This window comes from Pectobacterium sp. F1-1 (assembly GCF_025643735.1).
GTDB lineage: Bacteria > Pseudomonadota > Gammaproteobacteria > Enterobacterales > Enterobacteriaceae > Pectobacterium > Pectobacterium colocasium.
Map to the genome: position 1 here is coordinate 4,242,199 of NZ_CP104733.1, position 13,342 is coordinate 4,255,540.

General features: G+C 49.4%; 27 protein-coding genes. All 27 read right to left on the reverse strand.

Annotated features, from left to right (window positions below; translation table 11 throughout):
- Positions 1-15: 15 nt before the first annotated feature.
- Positions 16-408 (reverse strand): 50S ribosomal protein L17, encoded by a 393-nt coding sequence (gene rplQ / locus NAL19_RS18960; protein ID WP_005970246.1) that lies wholly within the window; start codon positions 406-408, stop codon positions 16-18.
- Positions 409-448: 40 nt separating this feature from the next.
- Positions 449-1,438 (reverse strand): DNA-directed RNA polymerase subunit alpha, encoded by a 990-nt coding sequence (locus tag NAL19_RS18965; RefSeq protein WP_005970247.1) that lies wholly within the window; start codon positions 1,436-1,438, stop codon positions 449-451.
- Positions 1,439-1,463: 25 nt separating this feature from the next.
- The gene (gene rpsD / locus NAL19_RS18970; protein WP_010286047.1) at positions 1,464-2,084 is read right to left on the reverse strand and encodes a 30S ribosomal protein S4; all 621 of its coding nucleotides are present in this window, start codon (positions 2,082-2,084) and stop codon (positions 1,464-1,466) included.
- A gap of 30 nt (positions 2,085-2,114) precedes the next feature.
- A complete protein-coding gene (gene rpsK / locus NAL19_RS18975) occupies positions 2,115-2,504 on the reverse strand; it encodes a 30S ribosomal protein S11 (protein ID WP_002919257.1) in 390 nt (129 codons plus the stop codon).
- A gap of 16 nt (positions 2,505-2,520) precedes the next feature.
- Positions 2,521-2,877 (reverse strand): 30S ribosomal protein S13, encoded by a 357-nt coding sequence (rpsM, locus tag NAL19_RS18980; protein WP_010286058.1) that lies wholly within the window; start codon positions 2,875-2,877, stop codon positions 2,521-2,523.
- A 146-nt stretch (positions 2,878-3,023) separates the two neighbouring features.
- Positions 3,024-3,140, reverse strand: coding sequence for a 50S ribosomal protein L36 (gene rpmJ / locus NAL19_RS18985; protein WP_002227352.1), 117 nt, complete (start codon positions 3,138-3,140; stop codon positions 3,024-3,026).
- 33 nt (positions 3,141-3,173) lie between these two features.
- Complete coding sequence (secY, locus tag NAL19_RS18990; RefSeq protein WP_005970255.1) at positions 3,174-4,505, reverse strand: preprotein translocase subunit SecY; 1,332 nt, start codon at positions 4,503-4,505, stop codon at positions 3,174-3,176.
- Positions 4,506-4,512: 7 nt separating this feature from the next.
- Positions 4,513-4,947 (reverse strand): 50S ribosomal protein L15, encoded by a 435-nt coding sequence (gene rplO, locus NAL19_RS18995; RefSeq protein WP_015841922.1) that lies wholly within the window; start codon positions 4,945-4,947, stop codon positions 4,513-4,515.
- Positions 4,948-4,950: 3 nt separating this feature from the next.
- Positions 4,951-5,130, reverse strand: a complete 180-nt coding sequence (gene rpmD / locus NAL19_RS19000) for a 50S ribosomal protein L30 (RefSeq protein WP_004846568.1) — start codon at positions 5,128-5,130, stop codon at positions 4,951-4,953.
- A 5-nt stretch (positions 5,131-5,135) separates the two neighbouring features.
- Positions 5,136-5,636, reverse strand: a complete 501-nt coding sequence (gene rpsE / locus NAL19_RS19005; protein ID WP_005970257.1) for a 30S ribosomal protein S5 — start codon at positions 5,634-5,636, stop codon at positions 5,136-5,138.
- Between the two features lie 14 nt (positions 5,637-5,650).
- Entirely contained in the window at positions 5,651-6,004 is a 354-nt protein-coding gene (gene rplR / locus NAL19_RS19010) for a 50S ribosomal protein L18 (RefSeq protein WP_010286111.1), read from the reverse strand.
- A 9-nt stretch (positions 6,005-6,013) separates the two neighbouring features.
- Entirely contained in the window at positions 6,014-6,547 is a 534-nt protein-coding gene (gene rplF / locus NAL19_RS19015) for a 50S ribosomal protein L6 (protein WP_015841923.1), read from the reverse strand.
- Positions 6,548-6,559: 12 nt separating this feature from the next.
- Positions 6,560-6,952, reverse strand: a complete 393-nt coding sequence (gene rpsH, locus NAL19_RS19020; RefSeq protein WP_005970261.1) for a 30S ribosomal protein S8 — start codon at positions 6,950-6,952, stop codon at positions 6,560-6,562.
- Between the two features lie 33 nt (positions 6,953-6,985).
- Complete coding sequence (gene rpsN, locus NAL19_RS19025; protein WP_010286114.1) at positions 6,986-7,291, reverse strand: 30S ribosomal protein S14; 306 nt, start codon at positions 7,289-7,291, stop codon at positions 6,986-6,988.
- Between the two features lie 13 nt (positions 7,292-7,304).
- Positions 7,305-7,844 (reverse strand): 50S ribosomal protein L5, encoded by a 540-nt coding sequence (rplE, locus tag NAL19_RS19030; protein WP_005970265.1) that lies wholly within the window; start codon positions 7,842-7,844, stop codon positions 7,305-7,307.
- A gap of 14 nt (positions 7,845-7,858) precedes the next feature.
- Positions 7,859-8,173 carry a 50S ribosomal protein L24 gene (rplX, locus tag NAL19_RS19035; RefSeq protein ID WP_015841924.1) on the reverse strand — a complete coding sequence of 105 codons (315 nt, stop codon included), beginning with the start codon at positions 8,171-8,173 and terminating at the stop codon, positions 7,859-7,861.
- Positions 8,174-8,183: 10 nt separating this feature from the next.
- Positions 8,184-8,555: a 50S ribosomal protein L14 gene (rplN, locus tag NAL19_RS19040; protein WP_000613954.1), complete on the reverse strand. Its 372-nt coding sequence runs from the start codon at positions 8,553-8,555 to the stop codon at positions 8,184-8,186.
- 163 nt (positions 8,556-8,718) lie between these two features.
- Positions 8,719-8,973 (reverse strand): 30S ribosomal protein S17, encoded by a 255-nt coding sequence (rpsQ, locus tag NAL19_RS19045; RefSeq protein ID WP_011095505.1) that lies wholly within the window; start codon positions 8,971-8,973, stop codon positions 8,719-8,721.
- Positions 8,973-9,164, reverse strand: a complete 192-nt coding sequence (gene rpmC / locus NAL19_RS19050) for a 50S ribosomal protein L29 (RefSeq protein ID WP_005970272.1) — start codon at positions 9,162-9,164, stop codon at positions 8,973-8,975. Before rpmC ends, rpsQ begins: the two co-directional genes overlap by 1 nt.
- Complete coding sequence (gene rplP / locus NAL19_RS19055) at positions 9,164-9,574, reverse strand: 50S ribosomal protein L16 (RefSeq protein ID WP_005970273.1); 411 nt, start codon at positions 9,572-9,574, stop codon at positions 9,164-9,166. The genes rpmC and rplP overlap by 1 nt, the downstream gene beginning before the upstream one ends.
- Positions 9,575-9,586: 12 nt before the next feature.
- Positions 9,587-10,288 (reverse strand): 30S ribosomal protein S3, encoded by a 702-nt coding sequence (rpsC, locus tag NAL19_RS19060; RefSeq protein WP_005970274.1) that lies wholly within the window; start codon positions 10,286-10,288, stop codon positions 9,587-9,589.
- 17 nt (positions 10,289-10,305) lie between these two features.
- Positions 10,306-10,638, reverse strand: a complete 333-nt coding sequence (gene rplV / locus NAL19_RS19065) for a 50S ribosomal protein L22 (protein ID WP_180743836.1) — start codon at positions 10,636-10,638, stop codon at positions 10,306-10,308.
- 14 nt (positions 10,639-10,652) lie between these two features.
- Positions 10,653-10,931, reverse strand: coding sequence for a 30S ribosomal protein S19 (rpsS, locus tag NAL19_RS19070; RefSeq protein WP_004929772.1), 279 nt, complete (start codon positions 10,929-10,931; stop codon positions 10,653-10,655).
- Between the two features lie 16 nt (positions 10,932-10,947).
- Complete coding sequence (gene rplB, locus NAL19_RS19075; RefSeq protein WP_010286179.1) at positions 10,948-11,769, reverse strand: 50S ribosomal protein L2; 822 nt, start codon at positions 11,767-11,769, stop codon at positions 10,948-10,950.
- A 17-nt stretch (positions 11,770-11,786) separates the two neighbouring features.
- Positions 11,787-12,089, reverse strand: coding sequence for a 50S ribosomal protein L23 (gene rplW / locus NAL19_RS19080; protein WP_005970277.1), 303 nt, complete (start codon positions 12,087-12,089; stop codon positions 11,787-11,789).
- A complete protein-coding gene (gene rplD, locus NAL19_RS19085; protein WP_015841926.1) occupies positions 12,086-12,691 on the reverse strand; it encodes a 50S ribosomal protein L4 in 606 nt (201 codons plus the stop codon). Before rplD ends, rplW begins: the two co-directional genes overlap by 4 nt.
- A gap of 10 nt (positions 12,692-12,701) precedes the next feature.
- Complete coding sequence (gene rplC, locus NAL19_RS19090; protein ID WP_010304941.1) at positions 12,702-13,331, reverse strand: 50S ribosomal protein L3; 630 nt, start codon at positions 13,329-13,331, stop codon at positions 12,702-12,704.
- Positions 13,332-13,342 lie beyond the last annotated feature (11 nt).

Genomic DNA, 13,342 nt, shown 5'->3' on the forward strand with positions numbered 1-13,342 from the left:
TTATGCTCTTACAGATTACTCTGCAGTAGCAACTTCTTCTGTCTGAGAGACTGAGCGATCAACAAGCTCGATGTATGCCATCGGCGCATTGTCACCAGCACGGAAGCCACACTTCAGAATACGAGTGTAACCACCGGCACGGCTCGCGAAACGCGGGCCCAGTTCATTAAACAGTTTTGCCACGATCTCGTTATCACGAGTACGGGCGAATGCCAGACGACGATTAGCAACGCTGTCGGTCTTGGCAAGAGTAATCAGCGGTTCAACAACGCGACGCAGCTCTTTCGCTTTCGGCAGGGTCGTCTTGATGATTTCATGACGAACCAAAGAACTAGCCATGTTACGGAACATAGCCTGACGATGGCTGCTGTTACGGTTCAGTTGACGACCACTCTTACGATGGCGCATGACCTTATCCTTCTCAGTAAAACCTTAACCTGTGATCTGGTTACTCATCAGCAATGCTTGCCGGTGGCCAGTTTTCCAGGCGCATGCCCAGAGACAGACCACGGGAAGCCAGTACGTCTTTAATCTCAGTAAGAGATTTTTTACCCAGGTTAGGCGTTTTAAGCAGCTCAACCTCGGTACGCTGTACCAGATCACCGATGTAGTGGATAGCTTCTGCCTTAAGGCAGTTAGCAGAGCGGACAGTCAATTCCAGATCGTCAACAGGGCGCAGCAGAATCGGATCGAATTCTGGTTTCTCTTCTTTAACTTCTGGCTGACGAACATCACGTAAGTCAACAAAAGCTTCAAGTTGTTCAGCCAGAATGGTAGCCGCACGGCGGATCGCCTCTTCAGGATCGATCGTGCCATTGGTTTCCATTTCGATGACTAGCTTGTCCAGGTCAGTACGCTGTTCTACACGAGCCGCTTCAACATTGTAGGCAATACGCTCTACAGGGCTGTAGCAAGCATCAACTAACAGACGACCAATCGGGCGCTCATCTTCTTCCGTATGAATACGGGCAGATGCCGGCACATAACCACGGCCACGTTGAACTTTGATACGCATGCTAATAGATGCGTTCTCATCGGTCAGATGGCAAATTAAGTGCTGCGGCTTGACGATTTCGACATCACCATCATGGATGATGTCGGCTGCAGTCACAGGGCCAATGCCAGATTTATTCAGGGTAAGAATAACTTCATCTTTGCCTTGAACTCTCACCGCCAGCCCTTTCAGGTTGAGCAGGATTTCCAGGATATCTTCCTGTACGCCTTCTTTGGTGCTGTACTCATGCAGTACACCATCAATCTCAACCTCGGTCACCGCGCAACCTGGCATGGATGAAAGCAGAATACGGCGCAGTGCGTTGCCAAGAGTATGGCCGAAGCCCCGCTCTAATGGCTCAAGGGTCACCTTGGCGTGCGTCGAACTCACTTGCTCGATATCAACCAGGCGCGGTTTTAGAAACTCTGTCACAGAACCCTGCATTGTGTCCTCTCTTTGGTACTAAGCTTTACTTGGAGTAAAGCTCGACGATCAGGTGTTCATTAATGTCCGCAGACAGATCGGTACGTTCAGGAATACGCTTGAACACACCTTCCATCTTGGCAGCATCAACTTCCAGCCAAGTTGGCTTTTCACGCTGTTCAGCCAGCTCCAGAGCGGCTTTCACGCGAGATTGCTTTTTAGCTTTCTCACGGATGCTGACTACGTCATTCGGGGATACCTGATAAGAAGCGATGCTAACAACGCGACCGTTTACCATGATAGCTTTGTGGCTTACCATCTGACGTGCTTCAGCACGAGTGGCACCAAAACCCATACGATAAACAACGTTATCCAGACGACCTTCCAGCAGTTGCAGCAGGTTTGCACCTGTATTGCCTTTCAGACGTGCAGCTTCTTTATAATAGTTACGGAACTGACGCTCCAGAACACCGTAGATACGGCGAACTTTTTGCTTTTCACGCAACTGTACACCATAGTCAGACAGACGCGGTTTACGCGCACCGTGCTGGCCAGGAGCTTGTTCAATTTTACACTTGGAATCGATCGCACGAACACCAGACTTCAGGAACAGGTCGGTGCCTTCACGACGGCTCAGCTTGAGCTTAGGACCCAAATATCTTGCCATTTTCTTTCTCCAACAATCCTAAAAGCGGCGTTATACGCGGCGCTTTTTCGGCGGACGACAACCGTTATGAGGGATCGGAGTCACATCAGTAATATTAGTGATGCGGAAACCAGCCGCGTTCAATGCGCGGATAGTAGACTCACGGCCCGGACCAGGTCCTTTAACCATAACTTCTAGGTTCTTAATACCGTACTCTTTCACGGCCTCTGCGCAACGTTCTGCAGCTACCTGAGCAGCGAACGGCGTAGATTTACGAGAACCACGGAAGCCGGAACCACCGGCAGTTGCCCAACCCAGCGCATTACCCTGACGATCAGTAATGGTTACGATGGTGTTGTTGAAAGAAGCATGGATATGAGCCACACCGTCAGAGACTTGCTTTCTTACACGCTTACGTGCACGAATAGGTGCCTTTGCCATTATTCAATCACCCCGATTATTTCTTGATCGGTTTGCGCGGACCCTTACGGGTACGGGCGTTAGTCTTGGTACGCTGACCGCGAACCGGCAGACCACGACGATGACGCAAACCACGATAAGTACCAAGGTCCATAAGACGCTTGATGCTCAGGGTAACTTCACGACGCAGATCACCTTCTACAACAAACTTGGCAACTTCGTCACGCAGCTTATCGATTTGCTCTTCAGACAGCTCACTGATCTTAACATCTTCGGCAATTCCTGTTGCAGCACAAATAGCCTGCGAACGGGTTTTACCGATACCGAAAATCGACGTTAACGCAATAACGGTATGTTTATGATCAGGAATGTTAATGCCTGCTATACGGGCCACTATGCACTCCTACAATTTTATACAGCAACACCATTCTGAAAAGCCCGTTTTCAGGATACTCAAATAATGTTGCAGTTACATACAAAAGATTGGCTGGCTAATCTAGCCAGCTCAATCCAACTTTGCAAGAAAAATATGCGAGATAATCAGCCTTGACGCTGTTTATGCTTCGGCTCGGCACTGCAGATCACACGAACGACACCGTTACGCTTAACAATCTTACAGTTACGACATAATTTCTTGACGGAAGCACGAACTTTCATTTTTACTCTCCGTAACTTCTCAAGCTCACCTAATTAACGGTTATAGCCTTTCAGGTTTGCTTTCTTCAATGCAGACTCATATTGACTCGACATCATCAGAGTTTGCACTTGAGCCATAAAGTCCATGATGACGACAACAACGATCAATAAAGATGTACCCCCGAAATAGAAAGGTACTTTCATTGCGTCACGCATAAACTCCGGGATCAGGCAGATAAAAGTAATATACATCGCACCAATCAGAGTCAGGCGAGTCATCACTTTATCGATATATTTCGCCGTTTGCTCTCCCGGACGAATTCCTGGCACGAATGCACCGGACTTCTTCAGGTTATCTGCTGTTTCACGCGGGTTGAAAACCAACGCAGTGTAGAAGAAACAGAAGAAGATGATTGCAGACGCATAGAGTAACACATAAAGCGGTTGTCCGGGCTGCAAATACAGCGAAATAGTTGTCAGCCAGTTCCAACCGGTACCGCCCCCAAACCAAGATGCAATCGTGGCAGGGAACAGAATAATACTGGAAGCGAAGATCGCGGGAATAACCCCAGCCATATTCACTTTCAGCGGTAAATGCGTACTCTGTGCTGCATAAACACGACGACCTTGTTGACGTTTCGCATAATTAACGACGATACGACGTTGACCACGCTCAATGAAAACAACGAAGAAGGTTACTGCAAACACTAAAACTGCAACCAACAGCAACAGGAGGAAGTGCAGGTCGCCTTGCCGAGCTTGCTCGATGGTATGGCCAATGGCCGGCGGTAAACCCGCGACAATACCAGCGAAGATTATGATCGAAATACCGTTACCGATACCACGTTCAGTAATCTGTTCTCCCAGCCACATCAGGAACATTGTCCCAGTAACCAGACTCACAACAGCGGTAAAGTAGAAAGCAAAACCTGGATTTATCACCAAGTCTTGCATTCCAGGCATATTCGGCAAACCAGTAGCAATACCGATCGACTGGAATATGGCCAATACCAAGGTACCGTAACGGGTATACTGGCTGATCTTACGACGTCCAGCTTCCCCTTCTTTCTTTATTTCAGCTAACGCAGGATGAACCACCGTCAGTAACTGGATAATAATTGACGCCGAAATATACGGCATAATACCCAGAGCAAAGATAGAAGCACGGCTGAGAGCACCACCAGAGAACATATTAAACATTTCAATGATGGTGCCTCGCTGCTGTTCAAGCAATTTGGCAAGCACAGTGGCATCAATACCAGGAATCGGAATAAAAGAGCCAATACGGAAAACAATTAGCGCACCGATAACAAACAAAAGTCTGCGCTTCAGTTCACCAACTCCGCCTTTAGCACTCTGAAAATCTAATCCTGGTTGTTTGGCCATCTGCTACTTATTCCTCAATTTTACCGCCAGCAGCTTCGATAGCAGCACGAGCACCTTTAGTGACACGCAGACCACGAATCGTTACCGGACGAGCAACTTCACCAGACAGAATCACTTTCGCAAATTCAATCTGAATGCCAATAACATTAGCGGCTTTCAGCGTATTCAGGTCAACTACGTCGCCTTCTACTTTAGCAAGATCAGACAGACGAACTTCTGATGTGATCATCGCTTTGCGAGAAGTAAAACCGAATTTCGGCAGACGACGATATAAAGGCATCTGACCACCTTCAAAACCACGACGTACGCCACCGCCAGAACGAGATTTCTGACCTTTGTGACCACGGCCGCCAGTTTTGCCCAGGCCAGAACCGATACCACGACCTAAACGCTTCGGTGCGTGTTTAGCACCTTCGGCCGGAGACAGAGTATTTAAACGCATCTGTTACTCCTCCACTTTAACCATGTAGGAAACCGCGTTGACCATACCACGAACCGCAGGAGTATCCTCACGCTCAACAGTATGACCAATACGACGCAGACCCAGGCCAAGCAGTGTCGCCTTATGTTTCGGCAGACGACCGATTGCACTACGGGTTTGAGTGATTTTAATAGTCTTTGCCACGGTCATTACCCCAGAATTTCTTCAACGGATTTACCACGCTTGGCAGCGACCATTTCCGGGGACTTCATGTTGGCCAAACCATCAATCGTTGCACGAACCACGTTAATCGGGTTAGTGGAACCATAGGCTTTAGCCAATACGTTGTGAACCCCTGCAACTTCCAAAACGGCGCGCATTGCACCACCGGCGATAATACCGGTACCTTCGGAAGCTGGCTGCATGAACACACGAGACCCCGTGTGAGCACCTTTAACTGGGTGCTGCAGGGTGCCGTTGTTCAGCGCGACATTCATCATATTGCGACGGGCTTTTTCCATCGCTTTCTGGATCGCTGCTGGAACTTCGCGAGCTTTACCGTAACCAAAACCAACGCGGCCGTTACCATCACCCACTACAGTTAGTGCGGTGAAGCTGAAAATACGACCACCTTTAACGGTTTTAGATACGCGATTTACCGCGATCAGCTTTTCCTGCAGTTCGCCAGCTTGTTTCTCGATGTGAGCCATCTTACACCTCTACCTTAGAACTGAAGGCCAGCTTCACGGGCAGCATCTGCCAGTGCTTGGACTCGACCATGATATTGGAAACCGGAACGGTCGAAAGAGACATCTTTGATGCCTTTTTCTAACGCGCGCTCTGCAATAGCTTTACCTATTGCGCTTGCTGCGTCTTTGTTACCGGTAGACTTCAGTTGTTCAGCGATAGCTTTTTCTACAGTAGAAGCGGCTACCAGGACTTCAGAACCGTTCGGTGCGATGACCTGCGCATAAATATGGCGTGGAGTACGATGTACCACCAGACGCGTCGCACCCAGTTCCTGGAGCTTGCGGCGTGCGCGGGTCGCACGACGGATACGAGCTGCTTTCTTATCCATAGTGTTACCTTACTTCTTCTTAGCCTCTTTGGTACGCACGACTTCGTCGGCGTAACGGACACCCTTGCCTTTGTAAGGCTCAGGACGACGGTAGGCGCGTAATTCCGCAGCAACCTGACCAATAACCTGCTTATCAGCACCTTTCAGTACGATTTCAGTTTGGCTTGGGCATTCTGCAGTAATACCTGCCGGCAGTGCATGATCTACTGGGTGTGAGAACCCAAGAGACAGGTTAACCACATTGCCTTTAACAGCAGCACGGTAACCAACACCAACCAGTTGCAGCTTCTTAGTGAAGCCTTCGGTAACACCGATAACCATTGCGTTCAACAGAGCGCGAGTGGTACCCGCCTGGGCCCATCCGTCAACGAAACCTTCGCGCGGGGCGAAAGTCAGAGCGTTGTCAGCTTGTTTCACTTCAACAGCATCGTGGATCTTACGACTCAGCTCGCCGTTTTTACCCTTAATCGAAATATCCTGACCGTTGAGTTTTACCTCTACGCCGGCAGGAATGACGACGGGTGCTTTTGCAACACGAGACATTTTTCCTCCCGATTAAGCTACGTAGCAGATAATCTCGCCACCAAGACCAGCCTGGCGAGCTGCACGATCAGTCATAACACCTTTAGAGGTAGAAACAACTGCGATACCCAAACCGGCCATAACTTTTGGCAGCTCATCTTTTCTTTTATAGATGCGCAGACCTGGACGGCTTACTCGCTGAATGCTTTCTACCACAGCTTTGCCCTGGAAATACTTAAGTTCTAATTCCAGAACTGGCTTGGTGTCGCCTTCGATTTTGAAATCTTCAATGTAACCTTCTTCCTTCAGCACGTTGGCAATTGCCACTTTCAGCTTGGAGGAAGGCATGGTGACCGCAACTTTGTTCGCGGCTTGACCGTTACGGATACGGGTCAGCATATCCGCGATCGGATCTTGCATGCTCATCTGTCTTTACTCCCGTGATTCAATTGGTGACAATTACCAGCTAGCCTTTTTCAGACCCGGAATTTCACCGCGCATAGCGGCTTCACGGACCTTGATACGGCTCAACCCGAACTTCCGCAGGAAAGCGTGCGGACGACCAGTTTGGCGGCAGCGATTACGCTGACGAGACGGGCTGGAATCACGCGGCAGAGTCTGCAGCTTAAGAACAGCATCCCAACGATCTTCGTCGGATGAGTTCACACCAGAGATGATAGCTTTCAATTCCTCGCGTTTAGCGCGGTATTTTTCAGCCAGTTTCACACGAACAACTTCGCGTGCTTTCATGGATTGCTTAGCCATTAGTAACCCTACCTTACTTGCGGAATGGGAAGTTAAAGGCGGCCAACAGCGCACGGCCTTCATCATCGGATTTCGCAGTAGTGGTAATGGTAATGTCCAAACCACGAACGCGATCGACTTTATCGTAGTCGATTTCCGGGAAGATGATCTGCTCACGCACACCCATGCTGTAGTTACCACGACCATCGAATGACTTGGCAGACAAGCCACGGAAGTCACGAATACGCGGTACAGCAATGGAAATCAGACGCTCAAGGAACTCCCACATGCGTTCGCCACGCAGAGTTACTTTACAGCCGATCGGATAGCCCTGACGGATTTTGAAGCCTGCAACAGATTTGCGTGCTTTGGTGATCAACGGTTTTTGACCGGAGATTGCTGCCAGATCAGCTGCTGCGTTATCCAGCAGTTTCTTGTCAGCGATCGCTTCACCAACACCCATATTCAGGGTGATCTTCTCGACCCGAGGGACTTGCATGACAGAATTGTAGTTAAACTCAGTCATGAGTTTTTTAACTACTTCGTCTTTGTAGTAATCATGCAGTTTCGCCATCGTACTACTCCAAATTACTTGATAGTTTCGCTGTTAGATTTAAAGAAACGGACTTTTTTGCCGTCTTCGAATCTAAAGCCTACACGGTCAGCCTTACCAGTTGCCGCATTGAAGATTGCAACGTTAGAAACTTGAATTGCAGCTTCTTTTTCAACGATGCCACCTGGTTGATTCAGGGCCGGAACCGGCTTCTGATGTTTTTTAACCAGGTTAATACCTTCAACGATGACCTTACTAGCAGACAGGACATTTTTTACTTTACCGCGCTTACCTTTATCTTTGCCGGTTAGCACGATAACTTCGTCATCACGACGGATTTTCGCTGCCATGATTCGCTCCTTAAAGTACTTCTGGTGCCAGAGAGATAATTTTCATGAACTTCTCATTACGCAGTTCACGAGTTACCGGCCCAAAAATACGCGTACCGATAGGCTGTTCGCTGTTATTGTTTAAAATAACGCAAGCATTGCCATCGAAGCGAATGACAGAACCGTCCGGGCGACGAACACCCTTCTTGGTGCGCACCACTACCGCCTTCAGAACATCGCCTTTTTTCACCTTACCGCGAGGAATTGCTTCCTTGATGGTAATTTTGATGATATCGCCGACGCCTGCGTAGCGACGGTGCGAGCCACCTAGAACCTTGATACACATTACGCGACGTGCACCGGAATTATCGGCCACATTCAGCATAGTCTGTTCTTGGATCATTTTAGTGCTCCGCTAATGTCAACTACTACTTTAGGACCCTTTCGGGCCATTAAATACCCCATAATTGAGGGCGCAGCATTATAACACCGCTTCCTTGGTATGGGTAGAAAAAATAAACGGCCCTTTGCAGAGCCGTTTATCATAAGAGAAGAGCGCTACTTTATTACAGAATCGCTTTCTCTACAACGCGAACAAGTGTCCAAGACTTAGTTTTGGACAGTGGGCGGCATTCGCGGATTTCAACCACGTCACCGATACCACATTCATTGTTCTCGTCATGTACGTGCAGCTTAGTCGTACGCTTGATGAATTTACCGTAAAGCGGGTGTTTCACAAAACGTTCGATAGCAACAACCATGGATTTCTCCATTTTGTCACTTACAACACGACCTTGCAGAGTACGGATTTTATCGGTCATTACGCACCCGCCTTCTCAGTCAGTAAAGTCTTAACACGTGCAATATTGTGACGCACTTGTTTTACCAGGTGAGTCTGTTGCAGTTGACCACTGGCAGCCTGCATACGCAGGTTAAATTGCTCGCGCAGTAAGCCGAGCAGTTCAGTGTTCAGCTCTTCAACGCTCTTTTCACGCAGCTCATTTGCTTTCATTACATCACCGTCTTAGTTACAAAGGTGGTTTTGATAGGCAGTTTCGCTGCTGCCAGTTGGAATGCCTCACGGGCTAACTCTTCCGGCACACCGTCCATTTCGTACAGGACTTTACCTGGCTGAATCAAGGCAACCCAATATTCCACGTTACCTTTACCTTTACCCATACGAACTTCAAGCGGTTTCTCGGTGATCGGTTTGTCCGGGAATACACGGATCCAGATCTTACCTTGACGCTTAACAGCACGGGTCATGGCACGACGTGCAGCTTCGATTTGACGAGCAGTCAGGCGACCGCGGCCAACAGCTTTCAGACCGAAAGTGCCGAAGCTAACATCCGTACCCTGCGCCAGACCACGGTTGCGGCCCTTGTGCACCTTACGGAATTTTGTACGCTTTGGTTGTAACATCAGCGACTCTCCTTACTTGCGGCCTTTACGCTGCTGCTTTTTAGGTTGAGCAGCCGGTTTTTCCGGTTGTTCAACGGCAGCCATACCACCCAGGATCTCACCTTTGAAGATCCACACTTTCACACCGATAACACCATAAGTGGTGTGCGCTTCGGAGGTGTTGTAGTCGATATCCGCACGCAGTGTGTGCAACGGAACACGACCTTCGCGGTACCATTCGGTACGTGCGATTTCAGCGCCGCCAAGACGGCCGCTTACTTCAACTTTAATACCTTTAGCGCCCAGACGCATGGCGTTCTGTACCGCACGCTTCATAGCACGACGGAACATGACACGACGTTCCAGCTGAGAAGTGATGCTGTCAGCAACCAGTTTTGCGTCCAGTTCAGGCTTACGAACTTCTGCGATATTGATCTGTGCAGGTACGCCAGCGATATCCGCTACGACTTTGCGCAGTTTTTCAACATCTTCACCTTTTTTACCGATTACGATACCTGGGCGAGCAGTGTGAATAGTCACACGGATGCTTTTTGCAGGACGTTCGATAACGATACGAGAAACGGAAGCCTTCTCCAGTTCCTTCGTCAGGTATTTACGAACTTTAAAGTCGCTGTCCAGGTTGTCAGCGAATTCTTTGGTATTCGCATACCAGGTAGAGTTCCAAGGTTTGACAATACCCAGGCGAATACCATTAGGATGTACTTTCTGACCCATTGCTAGTCTCCAGAGTCTCAGCGATCGGACACAACCACAGTAATGTGGCTGGTACGCTTCAGGATGCGATCCGCACGACCTTTAGCACGCGGCATAATGCGCTTCATGCTTGGGCCTTCGTCTACGAAAATTTTCGCGACTTTCAGATCATCAATGTCAGCGCCATCGTTGTGTTCTGCGTTAGCAATAGCAGACTCCAGCACTTTTTTAACCAGACCAGCAGCTTTCTTGTTGGTGTAGGTCAGAACTTCCAGAGCTTGCGACACTTTCTTACCGCGAATCAGGTCTGCCACCAGGCGAACCTTTTGAGCAGAAGAACGAGCGTGGCGATGTTTAGCGATAGTTTCCATCTCTTCCTCCTACCTTAGCGCTTCTTGGCCTTTTTATCGGCCGCATGGCCGCGATAAGTACGAGTCGGCGCGAATTCACCCAGCTTGTGACCGACCATTTCATCGGAAACAAACACTGGTACGTGCTGACGACCATTATGGACAGCGATGGTCAAACCGATCATGTTTGGAAAGATCGTTGAACGACGGGACCAAGTGCGCAAAGGCTTCTTGTCACCGCTTTCCACCGCTTTCTCTACCTTCTTCAGCAAGTGCAGGTCAATAAATGGACCTTTCTTGAGAGAACGTGGCATGGTTTATCCTCTAAGATTATTTAGTACGGCGACGTACGATAAATTTATCAGTACGCTTGTTGCTGCGGGTCTTCTTACCTTTGGTCTGAACGCCCCACGGACTAACCGGGTGCTTACCAAAGTTACGACCTTCACCACCACCGTGTGGGTGGTCGACTGGGTTCATTGCCGTACCGCGAACGGTAGGACGAACACCACGCCAGCGTGCAGCACCAGCTTTACCCAGAACGCGCAGCATGTGCTCAGCGTTGCCAACTTCGCCCAGCGTAGCGCGGCAGTCGGATTCGACTTTACGCATTTCGCCAGAACGCAGACGCAGGGTAACGTAAGAACCGTCACGAGCAACGATCTGAACGTAAGCACCAGCAGAACGAGCCAATTGGCCGCCTTTACCTGGTTTCATTTCTACGTTGTGAACCGTTGAACCGACAGGGATGTTACGCATCGGCAGGGTGTTACCCGCTTTAATCGCAGCATCAACGCCAGATTGGATCTGGTCGCCGGCTTTCAGGCCTTTCGGCGCCAGGATGTAACGGCGTTCGCCGTCTTTGTACAGAACCAGCGCGATATTCGCGGAACGGTTCGGATCATACTCCAGACGCTCAACAACCGCAGGAATACCATCTTTATTGCGTTTAAAGTCAATCAGACGATATTGCTGTTTATGACCACCACCGATGTGACGGGTAGTGATGCGGCCATTGTTGTTACGGCCACCGGATTTGCTGTTCTTTTCCAGCAACGGGGCATAAGGTTTGCCCTTGTGCAGCTCAGGGTTAACCACTTTAACAACGTGGCGACGACCCGGAGATGTCGGTTTACATTTAACAACTGCCATTGTCTTTCTCCTCCGACTTACTCAGCGCCGCCGATGAAGTCCAGATTCTGGCCTTCTTTCAGGGTGACGTAAGCTTTTTTCCAGTCGCTACGACGACCAATACGCTGTCCGTGACGCTTAACTTTACCCTTAACTACCAAGGTGTTTACGTCTTTAACTTCTACTTCGAACAGTTTCTCGACAGCAGCAACGATCTCTGCTTTAGTCGCGTCTTTAGCAACTTTGAGAACGATGGTGTTAGTTTTTTCCATCGCGGTAGATGCTTTTTCAGATACGTGCGGCGCGCGCAGTACTTTCAGCAGACGTTCTTCACGGATCATGCCAGCATCTCCTCAACTTGCTTAACTGCGTCAGCAGTCATAACGACTTTGTCGAAGGCGATCAGGCTAACTGGATCGATTGCAGCTGCATCACGCACGTCAACCTTGTACAGGTTACGCGCAGCCAGGAACAGATTCTCATCCAGTTCACCGGTAATGATCAGCACGTCTTCCAGTGCCATTTCTTTCAGTTTCTGAGCCAGCAACTTAGTTTTCGGTGCTTCTACAGAGAACTTCTCGACAACGATCAGACGATCTTGACGTACCAGTTCGGACAGGATGCTTTTCAGCGCGCCGCGGTACATCTTTTTGTTAACTTTCTGACTGTGGTCCTGAGGCTTAGCAGCGAAGGTCACACCACCGGAACGCCAGATCGGGCTCTTGATAGAACCAGAACGCGCACGGCCAGTACCTTTCTGACGCCAAGGTTTTTTACCGGAACCAGTTACTTCAGCACGGGTCTTCTGGGCGCGAGTACCTTGACGGGCACCTGCTGCATAAGCAACAACAACCTGGTGTACCAGCGCTTCGTTGAAATCACGACCGAAGGTAGTTTCGGAAACAGTCAGCGCGCTTTGCGCGTCTTTCAATACTAATTCCATTGCTATCTCCTCACGCCTTCACAGCTGGTTTAACGATCAGGTCGCTACCGGTAGCTCCCGGTACAGCACCTTTAACCAGCAGCAGGTTGCGCTCAGCGTCAACACGCACTACGTCCAGGCTCTGAACAGTTACACGTTCGTTACCCAACTGGCCTGCCATTTTCTTGCCTTTGAACACTTTGCCCGGAGTCTGGTTCTGACCGATAGAACCCGGAACGCGGTGGGACAAGGAGTTACCGTGGGTAGCATCCTGGGTACGGAAGTTCCAGCGCTTAACTGTGCCAGCAAAACCTTTACCTTTAGATGTACCAGTAACGTCTACTTTTTTAACGTCCGCGAAAATTTCAACACTGATGCTCTGACCTACAGTGAACTCTTCGCCTTCAGACAGACGGAATTCACGCAGAGTACGGCCAGCTTCTACGCCAGCTTTAGCAAAGTGACCTGCTTCTGGCTTAGTAACACGGTTTGCTTTTTTAGCACCAGTAGTTACTTGCACAGCGCGGTAACCGTCGTTAGCCAAGTCTTTAACCTGAGTGACGCGGTTTGCTTCAATTTCGATAACGGTTACGGGGATAGATACGCCATCTTCAGTGAAGATACGGGTCATGCCCACTTTTTTACCGACTAAACCAATCATTGTTTCAACCT